This is a genomic window from Planctomicrobium limosum (genome assembly GCF_051465645.1).
Taxonomy (GTDB): Bacteria; Planctomycetota; Planctomycetia; order Planctomycetales; family Planctomycetaceae; genus Planctomicrobium.
In genome coordinates this window covers 4,851,728-4,877,968 of sequence record NZ_CP195790.1, presented here as the reverse complement: position 1 = coordinate 4,877,968, position 26,241 = coordinate 4,851,728, and the positions used below count along the sequence as shown (strand labels likewise).

The 26,241-nt window shown below is 51.8% G+C and carries 22 protein-coding genes; 9 read left to right on the top strand and 13 right to left on the bottom strand.

The window, feature by feature from the left end; genetic code table 11:
* Positions 1 to 81 precede the first annotated feature (81 nt).
* Positions 82 to 783, bottom strand: a complete 702-nt coding sequence (locus tag SH527x_RS18445) for a helix-turn-helix transcriptional regulator (RefSeq protein ID WP_437192155.1) — start codon at positions 781 to 783, stop codon at positions 82 to 84.
* A 108-nt stretch (positions 784 to 891) separates the two neighbouring features.
* Positions 892 to 1,074 (bottom strand): hypothetical protein, encoded by a 183-nt coding sequence (locus tag SH527x_RS18440; protein ID WP_437192154.1) that lies wholly within the window; start codon positions 1,072 to 1,074, stop codon positions 892 to 894.
* A 417-nt stretch (positions 1,075 to 1,491) separates the two neighbouring features.
* Here SH527x_RS18440 and SH527x_RS18435 point away from each other — a divergent pair, with 417 nt between their 5' ends.
* Positions 1,492 to 1,920, top strand: a complete 429-nt coding sequence (locus SH527x_RS18435; protein ID WP_437192153.1) for a hypothetical protein — start codon at positions 1,492 to 1,494, stop codon at positions 1,918 to 1,920.
* Positions 1,921 to 2,039: 119 nt separating this feature from the next.
* Here SH527x_RS18435 and metW read toward each other — a convergent pair whose 3' ends face one another.
* The 6 genes from metW to SH527x_RS18405 all read right to left on the bottom strand — a co-directional run bounded on the left by metW (position 2,040) and on the right by SH527x_RS18405 (position 8,707).
* Entirely contained in the window at positions 2,040 to 2,675 is a 636-nt protein-coding gene (gene metW / locus SH527x_RS18430) for a methionine biosynthesis protein MetW (RefSeq protein WP_437192152.1), read from the bottom strand.
* 107 nt (positions 2,676 to 2,782) lie between these two features.
* Entirely contained in the window at positions 2,783 to 3,982 is a 1,200-nt protein-coding gene (gene metX, locus SH527x_RS18425) for a homoserine O-acetyltransferase MetX (protein WP_437192151.1), read from the bottom strand.
* A 259-nt stretch (positions 3,983 to 4,241) separates the two neighbouring features.
* Positions 4,242 to 5,474, bottom strand: a complete 1,233-nt coding sequence (locus SH527x_RS18420; protein ID WP_437192150.1) for an aminotransferase class V-fold PLP-dependent enzyme — start codon at positions 5,472 to 5,474, stop codon at positions 4,242 to 4,244.
* 253 nt (positions 5,475 to 5,727) lie between these two features.
* Positions 5,728 to 6,204 carry a SufE family protein gene (locus tag SH527x_RS18415; RefSeq protein WP_437192149.1) on the bottom strand — a complete coding sequence of 159 codons (477 nt, stop codon included), beginning with the start codon at positions 6,202 to 6,204 and terminating at the stop codon, positions 5,728 to 5,730.
* Positions 6,205 to 6,728: 524 nt separating this feature from the next.
* Entirely contained in the window at positions 6,729 to 7,589 is an 861-nt protein-coding gene (locus tag SH527x_RS18410; protein ID WP_437192147.1) for a hypothetical protein, read from the bottom strand.
* A 581-nt stretch (positions 7,590 to 8,170) separates the two neighbouring features.
* Positions 8,171 to 8,707, bottom strand: a complete 537-nt coding sequence (locus tag SH527x_RS18405) for a MarR family winged helix-turn-helix transcriptional regulator (RefSeq protein ID WP_437192146.1) — start codon at positions 8,705 to 8,707, stop codon at positions 8,171 to 8,173.
* A gap of 270 nt (positions 8,708 to 8,977) precedes the next feature.
* Between SH527x_RS18405 and argC the strand changes: the two genes are divergently transcribed.
* The 7 genes from argC to SH527x_RS18370 all read left to right on the top strand — a co-directional run bounded on the left by argC (position 8,978) and on the right by SH527x_RS18370 (position 17,278).
* Positions 8,978 to 9,985, top strand: a complete 1,008-nt coding sequence (gene argC, locus SH527x_RS18400; protein ID WP_437192145.1) for an N-acetyl-gamma-glutamyl-phosphate reductase — start codon at positions 8,978 to 8,980, stop codon at positions 9,983 to 9,985.
* 61 nt (positions 9,986 to 10,046) lie between these two features.
* Positions 10,047 to 11,045, top strand: a complete 999-nt coding sequence (locus SH527x_RS18395) for an AAA family ATPase (RefSeq protein WP_437192144.1) — start codon at positions 10,047 to 10,049, stop codon at positions 11,043 to 11,045.
* 279 nt (positions 11,046 to 11,324) lie between these two features.
* Positions 11,325 to 11,561 carry a carbon storage regulator gene (locus tag SH527x_RS18390; RefSeq protein WP_437192143.1) on the top strand — a complete coding sequence of 79 codons (237 nt, stop codon included), beginning with the start codon at positions 11,325 to 11,327 and terminating at the stop codon, positions 11,559 to 11,561.
* Between the two features lie 753 nt (positions 11,562 to 12,314).
* The gene (locus SH527x_RS18385; RefSeq protein ID WP_437192142.1) at positions 12,315 to 13,994 is read left to right on the top strand and encodes an OprO/OprP family phosphate-selective porin; all 1,680 of its coding nucleotides are present in this window, start codon (positions 12,315 to 12,317) and stop codon (positions 13,992 to 13,994) included.
* A gap of 320 nt (positions 13,995 to 14,314) precedes the next feature.
* Positions 14,315 to 15,154 carry an MlaE family ABC transporter permease gene (locus tag SH527x_RS18380; RefSeq protein WP_437192141.1) on the top strand — a complete coding sequence of 280 codons (840 nt, stop codon included), beginning with the start codon at positions 14,315 to 14,317 and terminating at the stop codon, positions 15,152 to 15,154.
* A gap of 64 nt (positions 15,155 to 15,218) precedes the next feature.
* Positions 15,219 to 16,013, top strand: a complete 795-nt coding sequence (locus tag SH527x_RS18375) for an ABC transporter ATP-binding protein (protein WP_437192140.1) — start codon at positions 15,219 to 15,221, stop codon at positions 16,011 to 16,013.
* A 98-nt stretch (positions 16,014 to 16,111) separates the two neighbouring features.
* The gene (locus SH527x_RS18370) at positions 16,112 to 17,278 is read left to right on the top strand and encodes an MlaD family protein (protein ID WP_437192139.1); all 1,167 of its coding nucleotides are present in this window, start codon (positions 16,112 to 16,114) and stop codon (positions 17,276 to 17,278) included.
* A 167-nt stretch (positions 17,279 to 17,445) separates the two neighbouring features.
* Here SH527x_RS18370 and SH527x_RS18365 read toward each other — a convergent pair whose 3' ends face one another.
* Positions 17,446 to 18,390, bottom strand: coding sequence for a sugar phosphate isomerase/epimerase family protein (locus tag SH527x_RS18365; protein ID WP_437192138.1), 945 nt, complete (start codon positions 18,388 to 18,390; stop codon positions 17,446 to 17,448).
* Between the two features lie 491 nt (positions 18,391 to 18,881).
* Here SH527x_RS18365 and SH527x_RS18360 point away from each other — a divergent pair, with 491 nt between their 5' ends.
* Positions 18,882 to 20,618, top strand: a complete 1,737-nt coding sequence (locus SH527x_RS18360) for an amino acid permease (RefSeq protein ID WP_437192137.1) — start codon at positions 18,882 to 18,884, stop codon at positions 20,616 to 20,618.
* A 185-nt stretch (positions 20,619 to 20,803) separates the two neighbouring features.
* Here SH527x_RS18360 and astB read toward each other — a convergent pair whose 3' ends face one another.
* The 4 genes from astB to SH527x_RS18340 form a co-directional block, all read right to left on the bottom strand.
* Complete coding sequence (gene astB, locus SH527x_RS18355) at positions 20,804 to 22,135, bottom strand: N-succinylarginine dihydrolase (RefSeq protein ID WP_437192136.1); 1,332 nt, start codon at positions 22,133 to 22,135, stop codon at positions 20,804 to 20,806.
* Complete coding sequence (gene astD, locus SH527x_RS18350; RefSeq protein ID WP_437192135.1) at positions 22,132 to 23,586, bottom strand: succinylglutamate-semialdehyde dehydrogenase; 1,455 nt, start codon at positions 23,584 to 23,586, stop codon at positions 22,132 to 22,134. The genes astB and astD overlap by 4 nt, the downstream gene beginning before the upstream one ends.
* A gap of 350 nt (positions 23,587 to 23,936) precedes the next feature.
* Positions 23,937 to 24,524, bottom strand: a complete 588-nt coding sequence (locus tag SH527x_RS18345) for a ubiquinol-cytochrome c reductase iron-sulfur subunit (RefSeq protein ID WP_437192134.1) — start codon at positions 24,522 to 24,524, stop codon at positions 23,937 to 23,939.
* 447 nt (positions 24,525 to 24,971) lie between these two features.
* Positions 24,972 to 25,967 carry a DHH family phosphoesterase gene (locus tag SH527x_RS18340; protein WP_437192133.1) on the bottom strand — a complete coding sequence of 332 codons (996 nt, stop codon included), beginning with the start codon at positions 25,965 to 25,967 and terminating at the stop codon, positions 24,972 to 24,974.
* Positions 25,968 to 26,241 lie beyond the last annotated feature (274 nt).

Below are 26,241 nucleotides of genomic sequence, written 5' to 3'. Positions count from 1 at the left end.
GAGATGAAGCACCTAACTTGAACAAACAGCGAGACTGGTCACGACCGAAATGTCGGTGAGCTCGAAACAGTCTTGGGACACCTAATCTCTCAACCAGGTTCCAATTCGGCGGTCAGGTTTAACAAAATTTTCTTCTGCTTCCGTCACGGAAACGATTCGACTCACGTGCATTCCGATGTTCGCACGGTGAAACGAAGACCAACCAATGATCTCAAATCCGTCAAAAGCAATCGAGAGTTGTGATGGAGCAAATAGCGTCCCTTGAACATCTCCTGACGACCTCGTGTACGACAGTCGAGCCTTCTTTCTCTTCACGTAGCAACTGAACAGAGCTCTCAGATAATCCAGCGGAGCTGGAGTATTATTACTCTCAAGTGGGATAATCCACTCTAGTGCATGAACCATCAGATCACGAGTATTATTCGTAAGTCGATGTAACACCTCTGATTCAAAATATGCTGCGACGTTCTCTGCGCCAGTTTGCACTGAGCTTCGAATAAAGATCGCAGTCTGAAGCAGATCAGGTAACTGTGGACGGGCGTGAACGTTCACCGATCGCTGCAAAGAATAACACATTTTTGCTGCGTCGAACTGTATTGGGACCCCAGCATCCTGGAGCGTCTGGATGTCACGAAACACAGTGCGGCGACTCACATTCATCGCTTCGGCGAGTTGATTTGCGTTGCGGTGCACTCCCACTTCAAGAAACTCAACGAGGTTAATAAGCCTCGACAACCGAGTTACCGATGCATCTGGAGGTAGTGCCCGATCATGGTCTGTCACGCGTCAACCCGACTCTGTTCTCAACACTAAGTATTCGACTCCGATTTATGATTTATATCTATGAAACAATTTTAATCCATGCAAGCAACTGGTCAGTACAAACTGACGCTAATTGTTCGCTCGCGAATCATTCACCCGATCAGGTAAATTGTGACTTCGAAGGTCCGTCACATCTGGAAGAATTGCTTCAACTCGCACTAACATCCGATCAAGGATCTCGTTGCTGACGCTGAGATTTTCCTGCAGTTTCAACATGTTTTCGTAGATTACGGTGAGATCATTCACGTCCATTGTGCACTCCTGCTTACCCGCCTCGGACACATTTACAGATAGCCGAACGGAATGCAACAAGAAAACTTGCCCCTCTGCGTCAAAACACGCCCCCCAGTCAGGCACGGGGCAATCCCCCATCGCCACCACGGATACAGCGATGCTGCCTGGCGAGTACGTGGGGTCAACGCTTCGCTTCTCACCCTCATCGAGTCACAAACAGTCTCACAAACTAAGAAGTACCGAGCTTCGAAATCTTCGATGACGGTTCAATCCTGACCTGAGATTCAGAATATCCCTGAAATCGAAGTGGGGCACCACGTTTTCCGGGAAGCCCTCTATCACCACTGCACACCTATGAAACAATCAAACCACAGCAAGGAAGTGCCGTTCAGTGCATGAATGCAATCTTCCGAACCCACACAATGGAGAAGACTGATGCTGCGTTCTTTACTTGCAGGATTAATGATTGCCTGCCTCGTTGCCCCAGCGATGGCGGATGAGCCACTTCCCAAACTCCACCGAATTGAACTGAAGGACTCAAAGGAAACTCCATCTGACTCCTGGAAGAAAAGTATTTCAGTCACGAAAGGTGACTACATCGCAGTCAAAGCTCTCGGCGGAAGTTATCCGGGGGGAATGATCAATAACGTCAAAGTGGACATCAAAGGGGGAATCGTCGCCTCGATCGTCACAAAGGAGGCGGTATTGGCTGTTGATCAGGAAGGGAGAGTGGGAGGGATTGAACTCCTCGTCCTTCTGAAAGGGAGCGCAGCCGGCAAAGCAGAAGTATCTCTGACTCCAACTGGCGGGGGCGTTCAACCGAAGGTCTACGTTCTTGATGTCACCGTCAACGACAAGAAATAACTGTTGACGACTTCCAGATGCAATGAATTCTGGACCGTTCCAATCGCTTTGATGACTGGAACGGTCTTCTTGTTCCATTGCTACGCGACGACGCGACCATGTGGAATGTCCCAACCGGTCTAACTCGCGTTCTGGGCCTGCTCCAGAACATAGACAGCACTATGAGCGCGAAGGTTGGCGAAGATCGCATTCTGAACTGGTCGAGCTCCAATCAATGGGATCTCTTTGACAATTCGAAAATTCCCTCGCTGGGCCAACTCGCGAAAATCGACCATCGACAAAAAGTGGACGTTCGGAGATTCGAACCATTCATACGGCAGGTTGTCTGTCACAGGAGCGCGCCCCTGCAAGGAAACCTGCAACCGAATACGCCAGTGCCCAAAGTTTGGAACGACAACAACCGCTCGACGCGCGATCTCAAAGATATCGTGGAGCAGTTCAAGCGGCTTGCCAATCTGCTGAAGGGTCTGACTCAGAACAGCGTAGTCAAAACTATGCGGGGGCAACGTATGCAACCCACGGTTCAAGTCTGACTGCAACACCGGAACGCCGCGCTCCATCGCCTGCAGAAATGCCGAGTCATCTCGCTCGACACCAAGCACACTGCATCCATGCTCGTCTCGAAGACGCTCAAGCAACACGCCATCACCACACCCGAGATCGAGGACGCGCGAATTCCGTTCGATCTGCCCGATGATGACGTCGTTAATGGCAACTGATTCTGAATCTGGAAGATGAATTCGCTTCGCACACATGACTTGCCACTTCAAACTTACCAGTGCAGACCAGACAGACAAAACGGGAGCGGTCGACGAATCGCGGAATCAGTCAGTCACTTCAAGCATTGAAGCCTGACATGAAACTAAGCTCGACCTGACATCACATCAAGATAAGTGCGGCTCAGGAACGGAACGACCAACTGCTCCAACTTCGGCAACTCGGATTCGATCAGAAATGCATCATGACCGTAAGGGCTCGAAAGTTCAGTGAACGTCACATGCCTTTGCGCCTCAACAAGCGCCCGAACAATTTCTTCACTTTGTGACGTTGGAAACAGCCAGTCTGAAGTGTACGAAACCACCAGAAACCGGCACTGTGACTTAGACAGGACCGATGCAAGAGACTCTTGCCGACGTGTGAGATCAAAGTAATCCATCACACGGGTCAGGGTCAGATAGCTGTTGGCATCGAAGCGATCAACAAACCGCTTTCCCTGATAATGGAGATAACTCTCGACCTGAAACTCGACCTCTGATCGGTTGTCGTACGCGAAGTCTGCTCCGTTCTGCAAACGGCGCCCAAACTTCAATTCAATTGACTGCTCGGACAGGTACGTAATGTGAGCGATCATACGAGCGAGAGCCAAACCGAACCGCGGCTTGTCTTCTGCCTCGTAATACCGCCCATTCTGAAACAACGGATCAGAATAAATGGCCCGTCGCCCGACGGCATTGAATGCAATTCCCTGAGCACTGAGAGACGGTCCCGATGCGAGAAGGATCGCCGCTGCTGCACGATCCGGATGGCTGACCGCCCACTCCAGAACCTGCATCCCACCAAGACTTCCCCCGACAATCGCCAGAATTTTGTCGATCCCCAATGCGTCCAGCAGTGCATTGTGAACACTGACAATGTCCTGAATGGTGATGAACGGGAAATTCGGCCCGTACGGCTCACCTGTTACAGGGTTAATCGAACTCGGGCCAGTTGTTCCCTGACACCCCCCGAGCACATTGGCACAGATCACATAATAAATATTGGTGTCGATTGCCTTGCCGGGACCGACAAACCCGTCCCACCAACCTGGCTTTCGATCTTCAGCTGAATACCGACCGGAAACATGTGAGTCACCGGTCAAGGCATGGCAGATATAGACGACATTGTCCTTTCGGGGAGAAAGCTCTCCGAAAGTTTCATAGACAACAGTGACCGGACCAATGGTTGCCCCACCTTCGAGCGCCAGCAGATTGGGCGGCTCAAACAGGGTTATTGTCTGGCGCTGGACGTACTCCCCCTTTGAAGTCGAGGAAGTCTTTTGTGATTGTGAAATCTTTGTAGCCATCCCGCTGTCCGGTCAGGTCACGGCGAAAGGCAGACGTCAGTTAATTGAGCAGTGCTGACTCAATTCTTCGGTCTTTCTTAAAATAAACGTCTAAGAATCATACGGAACTCGACAAGTGTTTTCGAGTTGCCGGGAAGCGAACCGATTAGAAGCCTTTGGGAGCCGACAGCAGAATCTTCATTATCAATAAAAACCCGTCGATCACCCGGGCCTCCGCAACCCCACCAAGGACAATCAAACCAATCCTGAAGCGCTGCAACTACGCCAGACGCAACTTTTCTCTCGCAAACAGAAGTGCATCCCGAAGACGATCGACATCCTCGTGAGTGCTGTACACTCCGAAACTTGCACGAACTGTCGCCGGAACCTTCAACCAGGAATGCAGCGGCATCGTGCAATGGTGTCCGTGACGAACAAAGACACCACGACGATCCAGAAGTTGCGCCAAATCCTCTGGATGGGCCTTTTCCATAGTAAAACTGAGAATCGCACCACGGTTTTCGACTGACGGCCCGTGAATTTTAACCCCGGGAACCTTCGACAATTCCTGCCAGCCGTATCGGGTCAACTCTTGCTCATAATCATGAACGACCTCTACCCCCAGCCCATTCAGGAAATCAATCGCGGACTTCAATGCAATCGCCTGAACGATCGGGATTGTCCCTGCTTCGAATTTTGCCGGCAGATGAGACCAGGTTGAACCCTCAAGACTCACCTGCTCAATCATGTGCCCGCCGAAGACAAACGGGTCCATTCGCTCAAGCAATTCCCGCTTGCCGTAGAGAACCCCAATTCCGGTTGGCCCGTACAGCTTGTGACCGGAAAAAGCCATGAAGTCGATCCCCAGATCGACCACATCAATAGCCCCATGCGGCACACTCTGAGCCGCGTCGACAACGATGACTCCGCCGACATCATGCACTCGATCCGCGAGCAGCTTAATTGGGTTGATCGTCCCCAACACATTCGACATGCCGGTGACAGAGAGAATTTTTGTACGCGGTGTTACGAACTCGTCGAGTTGAGCCAGATCCAGCTCGCCAGAATCCGTCAACGGGAGATACCGAACAACGGCCCCGGTCTGCAGAGCCACTTGCTGCCACGGAACCAGATTTGCGTGATGCTCCATCAGGTTCAGGAGAATTTCGTCTCCCTGCTTCAGGTGCTTGCGTCCCCAACCAAAAGCAATGCTGTTTAACGCGAGCGTCGTGCCTGAAGTGAACGAGATCTCCTCGTCAGTGCTTTCCGCACCAATCAACTGCCGAACCGCTTCTCGACTGGCTTCGAGTTCATCGTCGATCAAGGCACCAAACCGATAAACGCCTCGATACGCATTCGCATAGTGCGTTTCATAGACCGTACGTTCGGCGTCAATCACACATTGAGGCTTCTGAGCTGAAGCTGCCGTGTCGAGATACGTGACAGGCACTCCCTTAGGGAGCGTCTGTTGAAAAACAGGAAACTGACTTCGAACTCGCTCAATCTCAAACATGGTTGTGTCAATCGTGAACAGAGCGGAAACAGCAGGCGATCGCTGATGTGATCATGCAACAACTGGCGGCCAGACACAGTAACAGAAGGACACAACAGAAGTGAACGAATCAAATCGGATCTGGCCGAATCTCAACGTTCCTGACACGCCATTCAGAGGAACATCAATCACAATCGCCATTTTACATTGACCGACTCATGTCTAGCAGTTCAAAGCCGCCATAGACGCCGGACAACTCTGGAAGGTGACCGGTCTACTTCGCTCCCAACTCCAGTTTCACTTTCGCCAATTCCAGTTGAGCCAATACCCCTAGCGCGAATTCGCGAATGCGAATCACCATGCCGAACAGACCATTGCGTCGCTGTGAACTGAGGTGGCGATCCAGCTCAAGTCGTTTGAAAATCGCCTCGATGTCTGTCTGGACAATCTCTTCAGGAGTCTTGCGGTTGTAGACGGCCATCAACACGGCAATCAACCCGTTCACAATCATCGCGTCACTGTTGGCGACAAACTCGACTGTCGGGGAAGTGGTTGCAGTATTCAGATGCGCCACGAGCCAAACGTTGCTTTGACAACCGTGAACACGGTTCTTCTCTGTTTTGTCGACATCAGTCATCTGAGGGAGTTCAAACCCGAGATCAATCAGGAAGTCGCAACGCTCTTCCCAATCTCCCAGAAAATCGAACTCTTCATACAGTTCCTGAATAGTCATGCCGAGTGCAGTATTCAACCTGCTGCCTTCCAGACAAAATGATTACCAAAGCGGTTCGTTTGATTCGAACAGACAGAGAAAGTCGCCTGCCTCTGAATATTCAAAACAATTCTGCCAGCCCATAAAACCGATGATGGCTTCCATCAATCATGCTCTATCAGGCGACAGCCCCCGCAAATGTCAGGCGAACAACACCACAGCCCTCGTGACTCCTGCTGTGGCACAACATACCGCAAGGCATTCAGAACTGGCAGGTTACAAGAACTTTGCCATTCCTTGACCAGGGATTTCCCTGACCCAAGTTCGATTCTGCTCGTCTCTCAGGACGGAACCTGCAGCACATCATCCGTAAGTGGATATTCTACGCCCCTGAGAGTAGGGTTCAACGGGAGAGAGTCCGAGTTCTTCAGGAGTTCCAGAGATCAAGACAGGTTGATGACAACGTATCAGCCACGCAGAATACAGCGAGTAAAGACGACAAGTTCGCTGGAAATCAGGCGAACTTGATCAAGTTCGGCCGCTGAACTTCCCACGAAACAGACCTACAGGTCAGGCGAATCTTCGGTTGGAGCCTGATAAAACTGTGACAAGTCCAACCCGCCACGCTGTTCCTGTTCGACCAGGGCGATTCGAGCCTCGATTCGCTGCAATCTCAACTCAACTTGCGGCGACAACGCCCCTGCTGCACTCTCTGGCTTCGGGCGCGGAACCACGGGATACCCCAACTGGCGCTGCAACGCCGCGAACATATACAGGGGATCTTTCCCGAGATTGGCCCGGGCGATTCGACCTGCCTGAGAATTAAACAACAACGGAACCGGCGATTGAAACCCTGACTCCCGGCGCTGGCGGCGGACGTCATCCAGATACTGTTCCGATCGGCTGTACAGCAATTCTGCGAATTCAACCGTCCCGAGATCAAAGCGAATTTTTGTCAACCAGGCTTTCCACTCCGCAGGGAAACAGGGGTCTTCAATAATGGCAGACATCCCTGCGTCGTAGCCCAGCCGATTTCTGGCGAGACACTCGAACTGGTAAACAAACAACGCAGCATGATTCTCCGGAGAATTCCCTAGGAAGGTCGCTTGACGTTCCAGAATCCTGAGCGCAATTGCGAAATCCAGCCGTGCCCCTTCATCCTCAGCCCGCGAGATAATGAACGTTTGGAATGGCGTGAAATAGTGCTTCAGCCGTGCCATCCCCTGCCCCAAATGGCCTTTGAATTGCAGTTCCCCGATCAGAAAATCGATCGCCATCGGCAGGCGGGTGGTTGTCAGAATTTCCTCGCGAAGCCCTGACAGAACCTCCTGAACAGGGCTCCCGTCCGCAAGACGCTCTCGCATCACCCGGAAAAAGTAAGCCTGCTCCACATACTCTTCCCGATCAAGCGGTTTTCCAGACATAGGGCGAATCCATCAATAGCGATACGTATCAGGCATGCAACCGCTTGGTCTCGCCAGACGAAACCGCTTGTGCTCGGCGAAAGGCGAAATCTACTTCAGTCCACGCAATCAGGTCGATTCAGGGCATTTCTACAACGCCCACTCTGCCAGTTTCCAATTGGATCTGAATGACATCACGACCTACTCCAAATGTACCCGGCCTGAAACTAGGATCCAACACTGACACCGCTCCTGCCCCGGTGGACTGCCAGAACCGGACCACTCAACGAAGAAAGCCGAAACCACAATTGTAGTTTCGGCTTTCAAATACAATTCAGAATGAAATCACCGCTTAGGCGTTGGCCCACGCATAACCCGGCAATCTCCTTCATTCTCAATTCAAAATCAGCTCACTTTTAGACCGGTTCGGCCTCAGAGATGAACGTGCACCAGTCTTCTCAGCAGGAGAAACCTGGAATCCACGTTACTGAAATGCCTCGTCGCTTCAAAAATGCTGAACACCTCAAAAGTTTGCGTGAGAATCGATTCTCAAGCGAAAATCGATTCTCACGAGCCCGAACACAGTGAACCCAAATCCCGAACTATTCAACCATGTAGGAATCGGCAGATGACGTGGTAACTCCGTTGTGCCCCTGCACAATTTCCACTTCCGCTGCTGGAACGATCGGCGCCTTGTAAGTGAACGGCGATTCCAGATTTGACTGAATTCGTTCACAGAAGCTTCGCAGCAAAATGAGCTCTTCATCTGAAAAGCCGCGAATCGCCTGTTCTCGAACGGCCTTCGCAACAGGTGCAACGCACTTCCAGAGCTCATCGGCTTTTGCGGTTGGTTTCACCTTGTTCTTGCGGCGATCCTGCTCGCAAGAACGGCGATCCAGCAACCCATCCCGCTGCATACGGAACACCACACCGGCCATGGTGTGAGGCTCGATCCCCAAGCCTTCCGCAAGTTCAGATTGTGAGCCGCACCCGCCAGAAGCAGACAGACAGGCCAAAACTTCCCACTGCCGGAAAGTAATCCCTTCCCGGAGCAGTTTGGCTCCCATCTGTTTCCGAATCCCCTGTGCAGCATTACAAACCCAATGCCCGACGCTATTTTCCCAATCGTATTCAAGCACTTCGGCATCTCCCAGAGAGTTTAGGTCAGCACTGAAGAGGGAACGTTCAGATAGAGTGGATTGCTCAACTCATCTCAACGCACAACAATCGGTGTTGACGAAAATAAAACGACGAACTCCAAAATCTGGTCAGAAACAAGTCTGACATAATCCAGACCACAAAATTGACTTTCACGTTCTGGACGATCTACTTAGAAACGGAATCCAGATCTTCACTTTGCACAACGTCTTGAACAACAGTGTGCAGCTCTCGACAAGGACACGGCTCAAGTGATTCGAACGGCAATTCTTGGTGGAACCGGTTACACAGCACTCGAGCTGATTCGTATTCTGCTCCGGCACCCTCAAACTCAAATCACGGCCGTCACCAGCCGTTCCGAAACGTGTCCGATCAGTCGCGTTCACACCAGCCTGGCCGGCAGGCTGGATCTGAACATGACGAATCCAACTCCTGAAGAACTTGCTGCCTGTGCCGACGTCGTTTTCTGTTGTCTTCCGCACAAGGCCAGCATGGATGTAATACCCTCGTTACTTTCTGTCGGTTTGCCTGTTATTGATCTTTCTGCAGATTATCGCTTAAACGACCCATCCGTGTACGAAAAGTGGTACGGACATGTCCACACAGACCCAACACGTCTTTCACCAACGGTTTATGGACTTCCTGAGCTTTATGCACACAAAATCCCCGGTCAAAACCTGATCGCAAACCCTGGCTGCTACACCAGCACATCCATCCTGGCGCTGGCCCCACTTCTGTCTGATAAACTCATTTATTCGAATGGGATTATTATTGATGCGAAGAGTGGCGTTTCCGGTGCTGGAAGAAATCCAAAACTGGAAATGATTTACAGCGAGTGCAACGAAAGTCTGTCGGCATATGCAGTCGGCAGTCACCGTCACACTCCGGAGATCGAACAGGTCCTGTCCGATATTTCTGGAGAACCGGTTGATGTCATCTTCACCCCTCACCTGACCCCGATGGATCGAGGGATTTTCGCGACGATTTACGCGACACCAACACGACCTGTCACACAGGATGAACTCCTGACATCACTTCGCAATTTCTACGCAGGCAAACCATTCGTACAGATCGTTGACCACCTTCCTAAAACCAAAGATGTCGCAGGAACAAACTTCTGCCACATCACCGCTCGAGTCGTCAAAGACCGAGTGATGGTACTTGCTGTCCTTGATAATCTGGTCAAGGGAGCAAGTGGTGTTGCAGTTCAAAACTTCAATCTCATGTTTGGCTTCGACGAGACAACTGCTTTACTGTAATTGTCACCCGCTTTGATGCGGAAAATACAATTCGATCTCATGTTGTTCTGGAGAGTGATTCATGTTCACCGACTTCGATAGTGAAAAAGAAGCTGTCCAGAAACTACGAAGCTCAAAGGATCAAATACGAGAGCAACTTTCTAAAACAATCGTTGGCCAACACGAAATTATTGAACAGATCCTCATTGCCCTCCTTGCCGGAGGGCATTGCCTTATTACCGGGGCTCCAGGACTCGCCAAAACATTACTGGTGAAGTCGATTGCCCAAATTTTTCATCTGCAATTTCAACGGATTCAGTTCACTCCTGATCTCATGCCCGCTGATATCACCGGAACCGAAATCCTTGAAGAAAACCAGGATGGAAAACGGGCATTTACCTTTGTCCCTGGCCCCATCTTCGCGAACGTCGTTCTCGCTGACGAAATCAATCGCACACCACCAAAAACACAAGCAGCCTTGCTGGAAGCGATGCAGGAACATCAAGTCACTGCAGCAGGAAAGCGTTATCCACTCTCTCCCCCATTCTTTGTTCTGGCGACGCAGAACCCGATTGAAATGGAAGGAACTTACCCGCTTCCTGAAGCTCAACTCGACCGCTTCATGTTCAATGTGGTTGTGAACTATCTCCCGGAAGAGGACGAAATTACTGTTGTTGAACGAACCACGGTGAACCAGAGCGAACGAATCGAGCCTCTCTTCACTGGCGACGATGTCCTTGAATTCCAACACATCGTTCGAGGGGTTCCAATCGCCCGCGAAATCATTCAATACGCTGTACGACTTGTGGCAAATTCGCGCCCCAGTCAGGCCGAGGCCCCTGCATTCATTCAAAACTACGTCAGTTGGGGAGCAGGCACCCGTGCATCACAATGTCTGGTCCTTGCAGGCAAAGCCAGAGCCCTACTTCAGGGCCGTTCACATGTCACAGTCGAAGACATCCGACATGTCGCCGCCCCTGTCCTCCGCCACCGAATCCTTTTGAACTACAAAGCTCAAGCGGCCAATGTCACTGTCGACTCGATCATCAGCAACTTGTCGGAAACCGTTAAAATCAAATGAGTTGCAAGATTCTTCTGCAACAATTTCTCGCTGAACCCTCAAAAACACAGAACAAGCGTACACTATCGCCTGTTGAGTTGATAGGATGTTTTCACTCAACCCTGAATGAAATTTCGCAAACCAATCAGAACCTCAGATCAGTCACCTGTAGATACGAAATTACTGTTCGGTTCCGATGAAGAATCTTGAAGCTTTCTGAAAGTTTTGGACTTTCATATCAAGATGCGGGTTTCAAAGGGGGAGAGCGAAATCACGTTTGACCAAGGGATGAGGTGCAACATGCTCGTTTTGACACGGAAGCCACAACAATCCATTCGCATCGGTGACGAGATCGAGGTCGTCGTTCTGGAGATCCAGCAGAACCGCGTTCGCCTGGGATTTCGCTGCCCCAAATCATGTCAGATCGTCCGTTCAGAATTGTTACACATGGACGATTTGAACGATTCAACTCTTCGTAGCGACCGTTCTGAAATTGATCAAAGCTGTTATCAGCCCAGCACAACGATTGTCAGCTAAGGCGGTTCAAAGCTGGAGCACAGTGAGCGTTTGAATTCTGATCGTTGCGGGACCTGACTGATGGCAAATTCTGTTTCACCAGACAGAACAGCCCCAAACAGTGAGATCAAAAGTCCTCTTCAAAATTTTCTAAACATGACGTAATCGTTACGGCGATATTTAGATCAACCAGAATCGCACTCTCTTGGACCCGCTCGGCAAAGCACCCTGTCCATAGAAACACGACTGACTTGCGGGCCACAATCAGTCGCTTCATCTCGTGCTCCAGCACTTTATCGAATGCTGCCTCACAAATGAGGACTTCCAGCGTCCGACAAGTTTACCGGTCATGCCAAACCCAGAGTTCGCGTCACTGAGGCAATCTACCTCCAGGAACTCCGCCAAGACAAAGTTTTCGGGTTCTAACCGGCTTGTGGAATACAATCGCAATTCCGGCGCAATCTCGAAGACCTCTGCTTTTCAGGCCACCAATTCGCTTACTCATCAATGCTCCTCAGCTGAGGAGACGATCCCTAATTCAACTTCGTAAGTAACGATGGACGCTTCCTCATTGGGCAATCAATTCCAGCCGTGAATCAATTTTCACTGCTGAGCTCTGCCGGAGGGGGCCAGCCATAGTCTGCACTGGGTCTCTGCCTCTTTCGCAAGAACAACAGACACCGCAGACTCCATTCTCTGACTGTCTCAGGATGATTGACAGTCTGCTGATTGAGCGTACTTGACGACTGAAATCAACCAGGGAGGGGAGAGAGTATGGCCGGAATTCACTCCGTACCTCGAGCAAGTCGTTTCTGTGTTTTGCTCGCTGCAATGATGACAGCGTCGTGTGCAGCCAGTTCCGCATTTGCACAACCTTCTTATGTTCCACCTCCAGAGGAACTCTCAGAGGATCAGATCTACGAGAGGCTGCTCCGAAGACTGGAGCGTCTCGAAGCGGACAATGCCACACTCCGTGAGCGTCTCGATGAAATTTCGGTGGAATCAGAAGGCAAACGGACAATTCCAGACGTGAGTCAGGTCTTTGTCGAATCTGAAACGGCCCCTGTTCTGACTGAAGAGCAAGTCAGAAGCGTTGTCGCTGGGGCACTTCAAGAAAGAGCCGCATGGGAAGCCGAAGGGGACCGTCAACGCGAACAGCGCATCGCCTCGCTGGAGGGTGCGTATGGTTCACTTGCCGATCATTTTAATGGAAAGAAGTACCCGACAGCACAACTGACCGGGGTCTTTCAGGCCGATGCAGTCTGGTATTCACAGGACGATGCCAGTATCGCGAACTATGGTGAAATTCCAAGCGGAGTCGATATCCGGCGATTTCGCCTTGCAGGAAAAGGCAAGATTACCGAGCACACCAACTACATGATGCAGGTGGATTTCGGGTTCAGTGGACGTCCCACCATCCAAGACCTGTTTTTCGAACACACCGATGTCCCGATTCTGGGGAACGTCCGCATCGGGCAATGGAAGCAACCATTCAGTCTCGAAGTCGTCAGCAGCTTCCGCTACACGACTTTTATGGAACGGTCGCTCCTCTTCATTCCATTCAATCCGTTCCGTCATGTCGGTGTCGGATTCTATGACGTCAACGAAGAACAGGACATGACCTGGGCCGCATCGTTCTTTGCAGCCGGACAGGATCAATTCGGAGGCTCGACAAGCCTGAGCGGGGGTTACGCCAGCGCAGAACGTGTGACATGGCTTCCACACTGGGACTGCAATGGGCGTGAGTACCTACACTTGGGGATGGGCCACTACTTCAGTGCTCCGAACAATCATACGGTGAACTTCCGGACCCAGCCAGAATCGTTTGTTGGAGTTAACGGAACTCAGCCGGGCACCAGCGGATCGGGCGTCTCCGGAGCAGTAAACGGAACACCGCCATTCGTCGCGACCGGGAATCTTAATGTTGACTGCTTCAATATCATTGGTGCCGAATTCCTTTGGGTGAACAACCAGTTCTCCCTTCAGTCCGAAACGATGGTCAATTTCGTCAACACTCGCGATCAGGTTGGGAATGCATCCTTCGAGCAATCCAATGACGGCGTCGCGATCCTGCCGGGAACGTACATTCAAGCTGGCTACTTCCTAACAGACGACTATCGGCCTTATGATCGGAAGTCAGGAGCCATTGATCGTGTGATCCCCAGACAAAACTTCTCGTTCTGCAGAGACTGCACTCCCGGCGGTTGGGGCGCCTGGGAAGTCGCAGCACGCTTCTCCTACCTCGATCTGAACGACAGCCAGGGAACCAACGTCCGCGGCGGAACCATCGCAGACTACACAGTGGGATTGAACTGGTACACCACCCCATACACCAAGGTGACCTTCAACTACATTCACTCCATTTCCGAACCAGGAACTGTGACTGGACCAATTCTGGCAACAGAAAAAGCATCCACCGATATCCTCATGACCCGATTCCAAGTCGACTTCTAGGCCGCCCTGTCGGGCTTTGATGTGCCAGGTGCCGAACATCGTCCGCGGCCCATCGGCCTACAAACTGACCCGAACATATTCCCTTGAATTGACTTACAAGCCGAATCCAGTAGCAAAGTCGCTACCGGATTCGGCTTCTTTCGTGGAACGTTCTTCCCTAGTTTGACAGCGTTTTCCACACGGCGGGGGGCGGGAATTTCGGTCTCGACCCATATCGACGAATTGGGGTAGAGTCCCGGCAAAATCTGCCGATCAAACTCTGGTTCCAGTATCAGGGACCAAGTGAGATCGACCATCCGTTTTGCCGAACCAGTTTCATCATGTCGTCCGGAACCGTCACACATCAACCTGACTCCCCGATCCATTTCCTGGGTCGCATCGTCGTTGATTTCCTATTACTGACCGGCGACCTCACTCTGTTTTTCAGCCGCATGCTCGGTTGGATGATCCGCGCCTGGCCTAAAGGGAATGTCCTTTGGCCGGTTCTTTTCCAGATCGGCGTTCAGAGCGTCCCCGTCATTCTGGTCACTGGTGGCTTCATCGGAATGGTTCTGGCAGTTCAGTCCTACGAACAATTCGCCATGATGCACATGGAGAATCAGTTGGGTACGGTGGTCAACGTCACTCTTCTGAAAGAGTTAGGCCCTGTGCTTGCCGCAGTCATGCTGGCTGGCCGCGTCGGGAGTTCCATGGCTGCCCAGCTTGGCACTATGCGAGTCACGGAACAAATTGACGCGTTAACCGCATTGGGGGCGAATCCGATTGCTTATCTCGTGGTTCCCAGATTCCTCGCCTGTGTCATGCTGATTCCACTTCTCACTCTGATTGCCGATGGAATTGGTGTCTTCTCTGGATGGTGGTTCAGCGTGCAGGTTCTGCAGATCAACAGCTTCTATTACTGGCACTATTCCACAAATTTCGTCACGTCGTTCGACCTGTGGAGCGGCATTCTGAAGAGTCTGTTTTTTGGTGCCGCAATCTCTGTTATTGCCTGCCACCGTGGCTTCCACAGCAAAGCAGGTGCAGAGGGGGTTGGGCAGGCTGCGACAGAGGCCTTCGTCTATTCCTTCATTGTGATTCTGGCAATCGACTTTGTACTTGGGTTTCTGTTGATGGAAACCGCCAGCCTGCTTTGGCCACGTCCTGGTTTTGGAATTTAACTCGCTTCCTTAAACGGTCACTTCTCTGCCTCGTCCAGAAAGCACAAATCACGTTACTGATCCTATGACTCCGCCACTTGAACTTCAGGGCATTACGAAAGCGTTCGGTCAGCAACCGATCCTGCGAGACATCGATCTTTCAGTCGATGCTGGCAAAACGTTAGTCGTGATTGGCGAATCCGGATGCGGAAAAAGTGTCACACTCAAACTCCTGATGAACCTGATCTCTCCGACGACAGGAACCGTACGCTGGTGGGGAAAGCCGACTTCAGAATTTCGTGAAGGGGAACTCAATCGGTTTCGGTTGCGGATTGGATATCTGTTTCAAATGGGCGCCCTGTTCGACAGTCTGACAAACTACGAAAACGTGGCGTTCAGCCTGCGACAGAACACACGGATGGGACAGGAAGAACTCGACTCGATTGTGCATGAACGACTGAGAGATGTCGGTCTTGATTCACGAGTGGTTGGCCCGAAGAAGCCGGCGGAACTCTCCGGGGGCATGCGAAAACGCGTCGCCCTGGCAAGAGCACTGGCCCTGAACCCGGATGTCATGTTGTATGACGAACCGACAACGGGATTGGACCCCATCATGAGTGACGTGATTAACGAACTCATCATCCGGACCAAAGAGCGGTATCAGATGACGAGCATCGTTGTGACCCACGACATGGTCACGGTACGAAAAGTTGCTGATCGTGTTGTCATGCTGTATCCGTTAACCCGGATCGAAGCAGATGAACCGCAATTGATTTTTGACGGAACGGCGGAACAGGCATTCGACAGCCCTGACTCACGCGTCTCCCAGTTTGTTCGAGGTGAAGCCGGCGACCGACTGCTGGAACGAATCGAAACCTGAATCAGATGCCCCCTGCCGATCAGGGGAACTCAGGTCATACGAATCACGAATTTGTGAGTTACTTACGTCGTTTCATCAAACGACAGATGGTCAGAATCATGACGGAACGCCAGCTACAATTTCGCGTCGGAATCTTCGTCGTACTTGCGATGGGAGTCGGGGCTGGTTTGCTCATTCAGTTCAGTGATCTGAAAGATTACTGGCTGAAAACTTACCAGATCGCAGTCCACTTCGATGAGGTCCCCGGCCTGCATGCCGGTTGCCCTGTCCGTCAGAATGGAATCGGAATCGGAACTGTCAACGAACTTGTGATGGATGAATCCGAAGGGGGCGTCCTCGTCATCCTCAACATTTTCGAGAATCGACAATTACGAGCCGACTCAACAGCAACACTCTCCCGGTCGCTGTTCGGGGACGCCAGCATCAACTTTTCCAGCGGAAAATCACAGGAATTCCTGCAACCACGTTCCCGTCTCAATGGACAACAGGCGAGCGATCCGATGGTTGCGATTGAACGTCTCGAAAAGACTGTTGGCACCACTCTGAATTCACTCGTGACCACCAGTAATGAATGGCAACGGGTGGGCAAGAACCTGAACGGCCTGATGGAAACCAATCGAGGAACTCTGGATCAGGTCATTGAACGATCGGCTTTAACACTCGACAAGTTCAACGAAACGTTAACGGGAGCATCCCAGACTTTCGTGGAAGCCAGCGGCACACTCCGCTCCGTCTCCTCAACCCTCACGCATGCCAACACTCTTCTGGCGGACCCTCAACTACAACAGGACCTTCGACAGACCGCGGCTTCCTTGCCATTGATTGCCGAAGAAACCCGACAAACAATCATGGCTGCACGAGCGTCGATGGCCAAGGTCACCGAGAACCTCGACACCATCCAACAGGCGACTCTTCCTCTGGCACAAGAAAGTGATGTCATCGCCAGAAAACTCTCAGGCAGTCTGATTCAGCTAGAGACATTGCTGACCGAGTTGAACCGGTTCTCACAAGTGCTGAATGACAAGAATGGAACCGTTCAGAAGCTGGCATCGGACCCGCAACTTTATCAAAACCTGAATCGATCAGCGGCCGCACTGACAGTGCTTTTCGACAATCTGAATCCAACCATGAAAGACCTGCGAGTCTTTGCTGACAAGGTCGCCCGACATCCGGAAATCCTCGGAATCAGCGGAGCAATGCGAGGCAGTACCGGACTAAAAGAATCTTCAGAGGTTCAACAAACCGGGTATTCAACACAACGATAATCAACTGTTGATGATCGTTGTTCAGAGCGTCCGGTTTACTCTGCGACAGCCGTGCTCGAACGAGACTTATTCAAAGCACAGAAAGCTCTCACCAGACTTAATCCGGTGAGAGCTTTCTCAATTCCCTGCCTGAAGCAATTCACAGTCCGATTCGAACAGTCATCACGTTACTGAATCAACGTTCTCAGTTGATCAAGGTAGCGAGGAACGGCGACGAATGGATCTTCGGCTTCTTCGTATTCAAGTACGATATAGCCACGATACGCGGCCTGACGGAGAATGGAGATCACACGCGGCAAGTCCATTGGGACGCGTTCGTTGGTCGACTTTTTCACTGCCACTTTAATCTGGGCATTCACTGCGTATGGAGCAATCTGCTCCAGATCGTTGTATGGATCGTCCAGCAGGAAGTTTCCGCTGTCGAAGTTGATCCCGAACCATGGAGAAGGATCGACCTTCTTGACGATGCTCAACATCTGCTTGGCTGTTGAAGTGATCCCGTGATGATTTTCGAGCGCCAGCACAACCCCCTTCTTCGCGGCGTGCTTCAGACACTCATTGATTCCTGCAACACAGCGTTCAATGGCTACTTCTTCGGTCTCGCCTTTGGGCACCTTCCCAGCGAAAATCCGAATCACAGGTGCGCCCATCTCGGCAGCGTAATCAATCCAGAGACGGCACAGAGCCAGTTCCGCTTCGCGAGCGGGCCCCTCTGGAAGACAGAAATCGTTGCCGATCGCAGTTCCAGAGATATCGATTCCAAGCCGAAATGTCTGCTCTTTAATCTGATTGATGTACTCAGAAGTCAGCGGGTTCGGGAAGTAATAGCTTGTCAGCTCAACGGCATCGACATTGTGTTTGGCACAAAAATCGATGACGTTCACCAGTGAGAAGTCAGAAGTCTTCTCAGATGGTTTCGGCCAGTTGCGGAACATCTGCTTGTGAAACGAGTACGCTGCCAGCGACAACTTAAAATGGGCTTTTCCGGTTCGAACAATCGGGTTCGCCGCAAAGGTCGGGGACGCCAGAGCAACCGAACCGGCAGCAATCGTTCCCAGAAATGCTCGCCGACTGAGGCTCAATTCCGCCCCGAAACCTGATCCATTGTTCATGGCAATCTCCAATTTATTCGCAAGCCCATCGAGAAGCAGATCGCAAGATATCGCTGCATTGTCGTGAATTCCAGCGCAGCGTTTCCTCGCTTTGGAATAAGGATCCTGCGAGGTCATCTGAGATGACAGGGCGAAACGTCTGCGACAGTCCTTCAGATCCCCTGCATGAAAATGCTACGACATGTCTCCCTGGCAAACAATTGTTCAGGCCCAATGTCGCTTTCGATTCGTTCGCAATACGACGCACGGTTGAGTACGGTTAATCACCTCAGCATATTTGAATCAGACCGTTGGGCCGCATCGATTGCAATTTCACTCCGATTCAAGTGGACTGAAACTGTTCGCGACAGCTTATCTCTGAAATCTCAGAGGAATGCTCTCAAGCATTGATTTCGAAAACTCGACGGACGCAATAAATTTTAGCTGCTCATCCCCTGAATCTCGCTTGTCGCGAAGACTTCTCCACCAGACATCAACAGCAGGACGAATAAATGAGTTGGAAGCACCTCTTCGAACGTAAGTCGCTGGAGATGCTCGATTCCGAGATGAAGTCCGAGAATCGCTTACATCGTATTTTGGGGCCGATCTCCCTGACATCTCTGGGAGTCGGGGCGATCATCGGGGCCGGGATTTTCGCGATGACCGGTCGAGTCGCTGCGAATGACGCAGGGCCAGCGGTCGTCCTCTCCTTTGCACTCGCGGGGATCGCCTGTATTTTCGCGGCAATGTGCTACGCAGAATTCGCATCACTCGCGCCAGTTGCAGGCAGTGCTTACACGTACACCTATGCCACGCTGGGCGAGATTTGCGCCTGGATCATTGGCTGGGATCTGATCCTTGAATACTCGATGGCTTGCGGGGTCGTCGCGTCCCACTGGACACATTATCTCAATGTGGCGTTATTGACGGTCTTCGGAGTCGAGATCCCGCCACATTTGACGTCGGACCCCTTCACTCCTGTCGTCGTGGGGGACCATGTCATTCAAGCGTATGGCAACATTCCTGCCATCTTGATCATGTCTTTAATCACGGTCGTGCTCGTACGTGGGATCCGTGAAAGCGTATTCACAAACACCTTTCTGGTGATTGTGAAACTCGCCGTGGTGCTGATGGTCATCGCTCTGGGAGTCGGGTACGTCAACTACACAAACTGGACCTCAGTTCCTGTTGAAAATCGCAAAGACGTTGACCTCGTTGACTATCTGAAACGACGTCCAGAGATCGCGTCGATGGTTCCTGAAGGCGACTACAACAGCCAGACAAGCGGTGCCGACTTACTGAAGAAACACCCTGAGATTGCAGAAGGAATGACGAAAGCGGAAGTCGCTCACCTGGAGTCCCTGCCAAACTCTCTCAAAAAATGGGGAATGCTCGGCGTGCTGGGAATTCGCTCGTCACTGGAACCAATTGACGATGCAATCCGCAGCCCATTCATGCCGTACGGGTTCTCTGGAATCATGGTCGGAGCCGCCCTCGTCTTCTTTGCGTATATCGGATTCGATTCGATTTCGACGCATGCAGAAGAAGCGGTGAATCCACAACGAAACGTTCCAATCGCAATCCTCAGTTCACTCCTGGTCTGCACCCTGCTCTATATTCTTGTCTCTGGTGTCCTCTGTGGCATGGAACCCTATCACCAGATCGACACGAAAGCAGCGGTTGCCGAGGCCTTCCGTCGTCAGGCGGTGAATGAGGACAGCTGGCTGCTGAACTCATTGGCCGCATTCATTGCCGTGGGAGCTCTCGCAGGACTCACAAGCGTCATGCTGGTGCAGTTCCTGAGTCAATCGCGAGTCTTCCTCGCCATGGCTCGCGACGGGCTGCTTCCAAGAAATCTCTTTGCCACAGTTCATCCGAAGTACCGAACCCCGCACCGCTCGACAATTCTGACCGGTGTCGGCATTGCCTTGGCAGCAGGTTTTCTGCCCATCCAGTTGCTGGAAGAAATGGTCAGCATTGGAACATTGATGGCCTTCGTGATGGTCTGCAGTTCAGTACTGATCCTGCGAATCACCCGACCAGATGCGCATCGCCCATTCAAGTGTCCAGGGGTCTTCATCATTGCCCCACTTGGGATTCTGGTGAATGTTACCCTGATGTTCTTCCTGCCGCTGGATACATGGATTCGACTGGCAGGGTGGCTGGGCATCGGAATTCTGATCTACTTCGGCTATGGCATTCGACACAGTGTCATGCGACGCGCCCACCAACCCCCAACGGCGACATAACTCGATTCACTGAGTTTCAACCGACTGAGTCATCAGAACAGTTGAGCATCTGAATGAATAAAAAGAAGCCGCACATACAAATGTGCGGCTTCTTTGCTTCATCATGTCTCGCGAAGCAATCAAGTGCTTTTGACGGCATACTTTTGCTGGATTGCTCTTCAATGGCACTTAGTTCGATGCCACTGTCAGATCACCAGGATTCCGGAAAGTTCATCCAGAGCAGTGCTGACTTCGACAATCAGGAGAGGATCGGCCAGGTCAGCGATCGTGAGTTCTTCGCGATAATGCCGTGTCACCCAATCGCATAATTGAAGGTACAACTCCGGCGTCAGGATGATGTTGCCGTGCAGCCGTGAGAATTCCACTTCACTCAGGACAACTCTCAATCGCAGACACGCTGGGCCGCCACCGTTCTTCATGCTTTCGCGGATATCAACGAACTCGACCTGCTGAATCGGGTTCTCTTCGGCGAGGATTCGCTCAATGACCGCGCGTGCACGAGGATGTTCTTCGCTCTCGATCGGGGCCAGCAAAAGCATCGACCGCTTCTTTGCTTCTCCCTCTGCGGATGCTGGCAATGTCACCAGTTGACTGTTGAACAAATAGCTGCTGACTGCATCCGCCAACGGAAGTTCGTTGTAAGAGACTTCGATGATCTGTTCGCAATCGAGCGCCGCACGCACACGCTGAAGGCTTGCACGTTGATTCACAAACGCCTGATCATGACAGAGCAAGACATGCTCATTCCCAACGGCGATCACGTCGTTATGAAAGACGCCCGCATCAATGGCTGCTGGATTCTGTTGCAGAAAAAGTTGTCGTGAACGAGGCAACATATGCAACGCGGCGACACGTTCGCTCGCCTGGAGTGTCTGCCGAGCCGCGTATTTTCTGGGAGACGGGGCACTGCTATTTTCGGCATCTCGCCCGTACACAAACAGCTCGACCCCGGGCTTCCCATGCTCTGAGCAAATGCGAATCTGATTCGCAGCCCCTTCGTCAGCCAGCAAACGGTGCCGTGGCAACGGATCTGAAACAACGAAGGAACGAGTGTCTCTGAAAATCGAACGCAGGACTTGCGTCGTGTAATCCGATTCGAGTGACCGGTGCTTCGTACAAATCAGATTCGCAGGAGTGATATGAACCCGCCCGTCAGCGGTATCAAAACTGGGCGAAACTGTTGCCGCATTGGCCGCCCACATTGCTGCTGAGCTATAGACGATCGATAGCAGATCCGGACGAACCTTGACCGTCTGTGCGATCATCTCGGCATCGGTTCCGGTCATTCCATTGTGTCGCAGATAGTCGAAATGCGGGCGAGGATGAGGAGGCAACACCGCCTGCTTCAATCCCAGATCCATCATACGTTTCATCTTCGCGAGTCCTTGCAGTGCAGCACTGCGAGGATGCGAAACGGTCAAACGATGTTTCTGCGATGCCAGATTTCCAGTCGACAACCCACCATAGTGATGCGTCGGGCCGACAAGACCATCAAAGTTGACTTCAAAAACACTCACTGTGAAAAGATTCCCGGGCTCAATGTTTCAGGCAAGCTCAGTTGGGCACTTTCCATGATCGCCACTGGATCGTTACAGGCGTCGATCATGAAATAGCCCGCTGGTCGATGATTGCCACTTTTGCGACTTCCGCCAAACGGCAATTGACCACCTGCTCCCGTCGTCGGGCGATTCCAGTTTAACAGGCCAGTCCGAACGACATCAGTGAACTGTTCGAAATGCTCTCTCTCATCGGTGAAAATTGCTGCCACAAGCCCAAATTGTGTCTGATCAGCAATTTCCAGAGCTGTCTGTAAGCCTGTCGTTCTAATCACCTGCAACAGCGGCCCAAAGACTTCATGATCACTGATCGTTGAGCATTCTGTCACGTCGATCAACCCAGGGGTCACATACGTCGGTCCCAATTCGTGAGCCCCTGATTCCACGATAATCTTCGCCCCGCCTTTCACCAGTTTCGCCTGTTCGTCCAGCACGGCTTTCACTGCTCCGGCATGAATCAACGGGCCGAGATAAGGCTGCGGATTGTCGTCAGGACGTCCAATCTTTAACTGGGAAACAGCGGCAGAAAGTTTCTCCAGAAACGCCTCGTTCCCTTCGGTGACAATCAACCTGCGGGCACAGGTACAGCGTTGACCAGACGTCAGATAAGCAGACTGAATCGTCCAGTAGACAGCAGCATCCAGATCGGACACCTGATGGACAACCAACGGGTTATTCCCTCCCAGTTCCAGGGCAAGCAGAACTTCAGGACGTTCAACCAGAGCTTTCTGAAGTGCAACACCTGTCTGATAGCTTCCCGTGAAAAAGACGGCATCGATCTCATCATGATTGATGAGATCCTGGCCAGTCCCCAAAGCACCATGAACAAGGTTCAACACGCCGGCAGGAACTCCGGCTTTTTCCCACAGTCGAACAATCTCTTCAGCAACTCGCGGCGTATATTCACTTGGCTTAAAAACAACTGTGTTCCCGGCCAATAACGCTGGGGCAATCTGCCCATTGGGAATGTGCCCTGGAAAATTAAACGGGCCATACACAGCGACGACTCCCAATGGTACGTACATCGTACGGACCATTCCCCCTGGGATCGCCGACTCAGTCGGGCTACGACGGTTCTCTAATGCATGGATCGTCAGGCCAATCTTTCCGATCATCCCCTGAACTTCGGTCGCTGCATCCCAAAGAGGCTTTCCGACTTCCTGACTGATCAGACTCGCGAGCGATTCCTGTCTCTCCTGAAGCAGCAGTCGAAATCGTTCCATGATCTCGACACGTGTCGACAAGGGAGTGCGTCGCCATGCCGGCCATGACTGCCTCGCAGCTTGAACTGCCTTATCTACGTCGCATGTCGTTGCAGCGTTTCCTGTCCACAGAACTTCTGCATTCGCTGGATTATATGAATGGAATTGAGATCCCCCACCCAGCAACCATTCACCGTTAATAAAGAGCATGCTTCACTCCTCAAAGAACGCTGCAAACGCGACACAGGCAACAGAGAAACAATGGTTCTCTCTCCCACCAGATGAAGCGTCGACATTGGTTTTCAATATGCAACTCAGCGACGAAAGCACCATTCATTTTCAATAACATAATAAGTGACGATCGCAGACAAGTCCGCTAGTCGAACTTCTGAATTTCTCGAATGAGAATCCAGGAACCTGCGACTGCATCATGTTAAGACATAATTGGTTCCACCAACTTGGATGCTCTGAAAACAAAAAACGCCACCAGTGGTATCTGGTGGCGTTTCGGAACATAATTTGTCCAACAAGCGTCTCTCAAACCGAGAGCACTGGCTGCATCAGATTGGAATCTTTTCCGCCGTTCCGCCACGGTAGTCCTGAAAATGGACCCAGATCTCGTCTTTGTTACGAATTTCTGCTTTCAGATCATCCAGATTGCGAGGAGGCACCTGATTAGTGCGCTCGCCGTCCAGACTGAATGATGCTGTATGGCACGGACAATAGAACTCATTACGGTTGGATTGATAACCGACCGTACAGCCGAGGTGTGTGCAGCGTGCATTGAAGCACAGCAGTGAGCCATCTTCTTTCATTCGAACGAAGACAGAACCGAGCGATGTCCCGGGATATGTTGTCCAGGCATCCTGCTTCACCCCCATCACCTGAAAGAGTTGTGGGTGACCACCAGGAGTCAAACCGCCGACCTTCCCGACAAATCGGAATCCGTCTCCACCTGCAGAGTCCTGCTTCCGTTTCCAGAGTGGAGTCAGGAAGTAAGTCATCCCGATCATCAACGGAATCGCAGCGGTTGCAGCGGCAGTCATAATCGCAACCGCTTTTTTCAGGAAGCCGCGACGATGAGGCTGCTGCTCCTGACAAGGGGGCACTTGCTGTTCAGACGAAGAGCCAGGAACGATCGTTGACATCGGATCACCTTTCAATACGGCGGGCTCTATCACGGGAAGACCGAAACCAGTCCGAAAGCGATGACTCTTTTAGACTCCCTTGGTTGGCAATCGCTAAACGATCACGCAACGACAACAGGAATCCATCATCATCAAACAGATTCAGGGCGGGAACGTGGCGGGGCTACGATACTCACTTCGATTCCTACTTCACAGAACGACAATGGCCTGTCGCCACGTTACCCACGCAACACAGCACATCAGCCTGTGAACTCGGAAACGAACCAGCATTCATTGTAATCGGTTATTGAACTCGACAACAATTCTATCGCGATGTTCCCAGTTTCCCGAATTTCACCGCAGAATTCTGCTAGTAGCGAAAACTTCCCCTGAAAAATAGGGGGGCGCGATGACGACTTATCGCAATCACCTGAGTGGAAACAAAGTGTCCAGCTCGCGCCGCACGATCTATCGGGGCACTACTTGAAACGCTGTTTCAAATGCGGACCGCAACTTCTCCAACGCTTCAGGGAGCGGGCCGGGGAGCATGGTTCCAGCAGCCAGACGATGTCCACCCCCACCGAATTGCTCGGCGATTGCGGCGACACTCAGATCTGACCGGCTGCGCAGACTTCCCTTTGCTTTTCCGTCGGGTTGTTCGACCAGAATAAACGCCGCCTGAACACCTTCAATCGTCAGACAGATGTTCACGAGGTCCTCAGTGTCGGCAGGATGAGCCCCAGTATCAATGAAGTCCTGTCGTGTTGCTGACGTATACGCCAGTCGTCCTTCACACGCCAAGGTCACTCGATTGAGAATTGCCGAGTGGAGCTTCAGTCTCGCGAGAGAAGACCGTTCATAGAGTTCACGATAAACCAGATGCGGCTCGACCCCACGCTCAATCAATCGCATGGCTGTTGCCATTGTGCGAACGTCGGTGTTGGGGAATCGGAACCAGCCAGTGTCCGTCGCGATGGCCGCGTATAAAGCTTTCGCCTGTTCAGGCAGAAACGTCCCTCCTCCAGCTTCGATCAGTTCCACAATCAAAACGCCGGCAGCGGCAGCAGAGACATCCTTAAACTCAGCGGCTCCCAGATCATCGGAGCTCAGATGGTGGTCAACGATAACTTTGACCGCTTGCGTCTTTCGAAGGACCTCACCCACTTCCAGAAGCTGAGCCCAGGCGCTGGTGTCAACAATGATATGCACATCAGTATCGCAGACAGCTTCGCTGGAAATCCCTTCGCCGATCTTTTGAATCTCCCCCACTGGGTCAAGGAACTTCAAATGATTTGGTGTCAGAGATGGATTCACAATCCGCACCTGTTTTCCGCGCTGACGGAGAAAACTGGCGAGCCCGATCTCTGAGCCGATGGCATCCGCATCTGGACGAACATGACTGGAAATGACGAACCGCTCGTGCGAGTCAATGATTTTCAATAGCGGTTGCCAGTCAATCGGCATGGATGGCCTACATTCAAAATTTTAGTGAACGTGATATTTCGTAATGGATGGCATACTGCCGTTCATTCCAGCAAGCAGAACTGAACGGCCGTCTGCAGAACTCTAATCGGGATCAGCAATAACGAACAGGAGACCCCCGATTTTCTGCCAGACATTCCCGACTGCTCAATCCGGCATCAACACCCTGCGCACCTCGCCGGGAAGATTCCGTCTTCTCTCCGACAACGAGTCGACAAAGTCACTGTATGTATATCCTCGTTTTTCCGAGACCACT